Source organism: Streptomyces sp. SDr-06 (genome assembly GCF_003324565.1).
Classification (GTDB): domain Bacteria; phylum Actinomycetota; class Actinomycetes; order Streptomycetales; family Streptomycetaceae; genus Streptomyces.
In genome coordinates, this window is sequence record NZ_QOLA01000057.1 from 1 (window position 1) to 4,203 (window position 4,203).

Genomic DNA, 4,203 nt, shown 5'->3' on the forward strand with positions numbered 1-4,203 from the left:
AAGTGGACGGGGTTGTCAATCTGGCGTTGACTTTTGGCACGCTGTTGAGTTCTCAAGGAACGGACGCTTCCTTCGTACTCACCCTCACGGGCTTTCCTCCGGGCGCTTCCCTTCGGTATTTCGTGTTTCCAGCTTAGCAGACCCAATTTCTTGTTTCCGCCACCCGCTGGAGCGGGCTGCCGATTCGTTATTCGCTTGCGCGCTTTCCCTTTTCGGCGATTCCGACTCTATCAGAAGAATTTCGGCCGACTGAATCAGCTTCTTGGACTTCGAATAGCTAATCGGAATGGCTCATCACTCAGAAATTCAATTTCTGATGAGAGCGAGAGAGATGTTAGCCAGTGCTCCCGGACTTGTCCAGTCCGCGGCAACCGTTCGAATCTACCTCCCCACGCGAACCGTGTCAACGGTTTTTGTGGGCGAAGAGGACAGTAGCAGGTCAGAGGGGTTGTGCGCACATCACGCGGCCGTCGGAAGCTCGGCACTGCGGGCTGCCCACTCGACGTCCCCGACCTCCCCGGCACGCGCGGCTCGCCCGCCCAGGACGTACACGTACACAAGGAAGGCCAGCTCGGCTGCGATACCGATGGCGATGCGCGCCCACGTGGGGAGGCCGGAAGGGGTTACGAAGCCCTCGATCATGCCGGAGACGAACAGGACCAGGGCCAGGCCGATCGCCATGCCCACCGCCGCTCGGCCCTGTTCCGCCAAGGCCGCTCGACGGGTGCGGGGGCCCGGGTCGACGAGTGTCCAGCCGAGGCGCATGCCCGTGCCCGCGGCGACGAACACCGCGGTCAGTTCCAGCAGGCCGTGCGGAAGCACCAGGCCGAGGAAGGTGTCCAGGCGTCCTGCTGAGGACATCAGGCCGATGCCGACACCCAGGTTGAGCATGTTGAGGAAGAGGATCCACAGGACCGGGATGCCGAGGAACGCACCCAGGACCAGGCACATCGCGGTGGCCTGGGCATTGTTCGTCCAGACCTGGGCCGCGAAGGACGCGGCCGGGTGGCTCGAGTAGTACGTCTCGTATTCGCCGCCCGGACGTGTCATCCGGCGGAGGTCGTCGGGGGCGGCGATCGCGGACTGGACCTCGGGGTGGGTGCCGATCCACCAGCCGATGACCGCGGCCAGCGCGATGGAGATCAGGGCTGCGGGGATCCACCAGCGGCGGGAGCGGTACACGGCGGCGGGGAAGCCCTCCGTGAGGAAGCGGGCGGCATCGCGCCAGGTCGCTCGGCGGGTGCCGGTGACGGTCGAGCGGGCGCGGGCCACCAGTTGCGTCAGACGGGCCGTGAGCAGGGGGTCCGGGGCGGCGGACTGTATGTGGGAGAGGTGTGTGGACGTGCGCTGGTAGAGCGTCACCAGCTCGTCCGCCTCGGCGCCCGTGAGACGGCGACCGCGATGCAGAAGGTGTTCGAGGCGGTCCCACTCCGCGTGGTGGGCGGTCACGAAGACGTCGAGGTCCATGTTCTCCTGCTGCTCCAGGCACTGGTGCGTACGGTCCGTCCTACTGCGGCGCGCTGCGGGTCAGCTTGGCAGACTGGGGCGTCCGAGGGGTGTGGAAGGCCATCGTCTGCGAAGGGTGGGGTGTCCGTGAGCGCGCTGGTCACAGGGGATGCGGTCGTACTGGGGCTGCGACCCGCGCGGTTGCCGAGCCGGGCACTGGCGCTGGTGGTCGACCTGGCTGTGGTGTGGGCGACGTACATATTGGTCTCGGTGGTGATGTTGTTCGCCACTGCCTCGCTGGATGACGCTGCCCAGGCCGCGATAGCCGTGGCGCTGTTCGTGCTCGTGCTGATCGGAGTGCCCATCGCGGTCGAGACGCTCACGCACGGGCGGTCGCTGGGCAAGCTGGCGTGCGGGCTGCGGGTGGTGCGGGACGACGGCGGGCCCATCCGGTTCAGGCATGCGCTGGTGCGCGGGGCCATGGGCGTCATCGAGATCCTGCTGAGCCTCGGCGTCGTGGCCTGTATCGCGTCGCTGGTCTCGGAGCGGGGTCGACGGCTCGGGGATGTCTTCGCGGGGACTCTGGTCGTGCGCGAGCGAGTGTCGTCGGGGTGGGCCGCGGCCGTGCCGCCTCCGCCGCCGTGGCTGATCGGGCGGTTCTCGGGGCTCGACCTGTCGCGGGTTCCCGATGCGCTCTGGCTGGCGGTGCGCCAGTACCTGACGCGTATGCGGCAACTCGATGCGCAGGTGAGCTGGACGATGGCGGTCCGCCTGGCCGAGGACATGTCGGCCTGTACGGGGACGCCCGGGCCGGAAGGAGTGCCGCCGGCCGCGTATCTGGCCGGTGTGGTGGCCGAACGTCAGGCTCGGGATGCGCGACGGACGTTCGGAGCCGGTGGAGCCGCGGGCGGTGCCTGGACGTCCGGCCAGGCTGGAGGGCCTGGGCTGCCCGGGAACCCTGGGCTGGTTGGCGGGCCTGGGCTGGGTCCGGCCTCTGGGCCCGCGGCCGGTTCGGCTGCGCCCTCTGCGCTTGAGGAGGCTCCGATCCCCGCTTCTGCCTGGGGCTCTGGTCCGGGGTGCGATCCGGCTTCCGTGCCGATTCCTGGCTCGGACGCGGGCTCGCCTTCCGCACCGGGTCCTGGCCCGGCTCCGTACTCGGCTTCCGCGCCCACCGCCTCAGCCGCGCATCGGGGCGGCGCCGACCCGGCTTCTGATGCGGCCTCGTCCTTCAGCCTGCCAGGACGCACCGGGTCGCCTGGTGCTGCTGAGCCGGGTGGTTCCACCGAGTCCGTTGGCGGCCGGGCCAACGATGCCGAGGCGCCGAGGCGAGCTACGGGGTTCGCGCCGCCTGCTTAACCGCGTTCGTCCGCGCGGGCAGGGGCCGACACGCTGTCAGGCCTGTACGGGGTTGGGCCGGGGCGGCGCTTCGATGCTCGGGGCGGTTTCGGGTCCGGCAGTTACAGCGCGGTGAACGTCGACGGTGGGGATTCCAGGGCTTCGAGCTCGATCCCCGGGGCCGCGAGGACTACGTCACCGGCGATGTGGACGGTGTGCTGCTCCCCCGTGTCCAGGGCGCTGACCTGGTATTCGTCCACGGTCAGGGGGCCATTGTCAGTGGCGTGCGCTTCACTCTTCATCAGGGCCCAGGACTGGTCGATCGTGCGGGGGGCGAGGACCGGGTCCGTGAAGGTGACGAGGCGGACGCGCGTCGTCGGGGACTGGGGGGTGAGGCGGAGCAGACGGGAGGTGGCGATCAGGAACGCGGGGGAACTGCCGGCGAAGGCGTGGGCGCGGACATTGCCTTCGGTGGCGTGGACCCCGGAGGGGTCCGTACGGACCCAGGTGACGCCGTCGATCGCGGCGCCTCGTACCTGCCAGCCGGCGGCATGGAGTTCGAGGCGGATCGGTCGGCCGAGTTCGTCGAGTGCGAGGTCTACGGAGCCCGAGTGGTCTCCGGAGGGGGTGGTGAGCTGGGAGACGTATCGCCAGCCGGAAGGGCCGGGGGCGCAGTGGAAGTGTTCTTCTCCGAGAGGGGTGTGGTCGTGGGGATCGTGAAGCGAATATCGGCCGCGGGGCATGGCGTCTCGGGGTCCTCGGGAGTCGTGCGCTGACTCGGTGCGAGCGGTATGGGGCAGGCCCCCGACACGGGGGTGCGGGGGCCTGCCCGCATATCGGCGGAGTACCGACACATCGGTGGAATGCCGACCGAAGTACCGATGAAGCCTGACTGCTGACTCGGCCCGGTCACCGACCGCGAGGGCGGCGGTGTGGTGCGGGAGAGGAGGCTGGGTACCGCGTGTCCGGCCGCCTCCCTCCGTGCCCGCCTCCCGCAACGGCCGCCTGGCCAGTCGGAGCCCGTGGAGTCACAGGGTCACGGGGTCAGGTGACCGCGCGGTGCTGCGCTCGGGGCGCTGCCGAGTTCCGGCCTTCGGCGCCGTGCCCGCTCGGGTGGCCGCGGGTACCGACTGGAGTCGGTGCCCGCGGCCACCCGGGAGCGGTCAGTAGCGGTAGTGGTCGGGCTTGTACGGGCCTTCGACCTCGACGCCGATGTAGGCGGCCTGCTCCGGGCGGAGCTCGGTCAGCTTCACGCCGAGCGAGTCCAGGTGGAGACGGGCGACCTTCTCGTCCAAGTGCTTGGGCAGCACATACACATCGGTCGGGTACTCGGACGGCTTGGTGAACAGCTCGATCTGGGCCAGCGTCTGGTCCGCGAACGAGTTCGACATCACGAAGGACGGGTGACCGGTCGCATTGCCC

Annotated in this window: 4 protein-coding genes; 1 reads left to right on the forward strand and 3 read right to left on the reverse strand. The window is 69.3% G+C overall.

All coding sequences use genetic code 11. The annotated features are described in order from the left end of the window. Positions 1–459 precede the first annotated feature (459 nt). On the reverse strand, positions 460–1,467 hold the full coding sequence (locus tag DT019_RS38885; RefSeq protein WP_114041720.1) for a stage II sporulation protein M: 1,008 nt from the start codon (positions 1,465–1,467) through the stop codon (positions 460–462). A gap of 126 nt (positions 1,468–1,593) precedes the next feature. Between DT019_RS38885 and DT019_RS38890 the strand changes: the two genes are divergently transcribed. Beyond that, positions 1,594–2,802 (forward strand): RDD family protein, encoded by a 1,209-nt coding sequence (locus DT019_RS38890; protein ID WP_114041722.1) that lies wholly within the window; start codon positions 1,594–1,596, stop codon positions 2,800–2,802. 101 nt (positions 2,803–2,903) lie between these two features. On the opposite strand, the gene DT019_RS38895 is transcribed toward DT019_RS38890, so the two are convergent. Both DT019_RS38895 and DT019_RS38900 read right to left on the reverse strand, forming a co-directional pair. Beyond that, positions 2,904–3,524: a hypothetical protein gene (locus DT019_RS38895; RefSeq protein WP_114041721.1), complete on the reverse strand. Its 621-nt coding sequence runs from the start codon at positions 3,522–3,524 to the stop codon at positions 2,904–2,906. A gap of 420 nt (positions 3,525–3,944) precedes the next feature. After that, on the reverse strand, positions 3,945–4,203 hold a 259-nt coding region (locus DT019_RS38900; protein ID WP_189390318.1), incomplete at its 5' end, for an adenosylhomocysteinase.